Annotated in this window: 1 protein-coding gene; it reads right to left on the reverse strand. The window is 49.0% G+C overall.

Annotated elements, in window-relative coordinates; translation table 11 throughout:
• Positions 1–89: 89 nt before the first annotated feature.
• Positions 90–306, reverse strand: a 217-nt coding sequence (locus LZP73_RS19815; RefSeq protein ID WP_234236624.1) for a YpfN family protein, incomplete at its 5' end; no start/stop codon positions are given.

A 306-nucleotide genomic window follows, 5' to 3' on the forward strand; every position in this document is an offset into this window, starting at 1 on the left:
ATGATGTAATAATAGCCGGGTAGGCCTGATAAGACTGTATCAGGCATCATGGCCGGATGCGGCGTTAACGCCTTATCCGGCCACTTAGCTTACTTCTTCGGTTGATCCTTTTTCGGCCAGTCGTCGTCATCGTCCCACTTATCGTTGAAATCACGATGCGGGGGAAGCTCCGGCTTGTTGGCGAGAAATTTCTTATGGTCGACGCGCTTGAGATCTTTAATCACGTTCAGCAGGACGCCTACCAAAAAGACAATCACCAGAATCCACCAATATTTAGCCAGCCAGTCCATGCTTATTTCCTCTTGC

Origin of the sequence: Shewanella sp. AS16, from assembly GCF_021412365.1 — a bacterium.
In the GTDB taxonomy this organism is placed as follows: domain Bacteria; phylum Pseudomonadota; class Gammaproteobacteria; order Enterobacterales; family Shewanellaceae; genus Shewanella; species Shewanella salipaludis.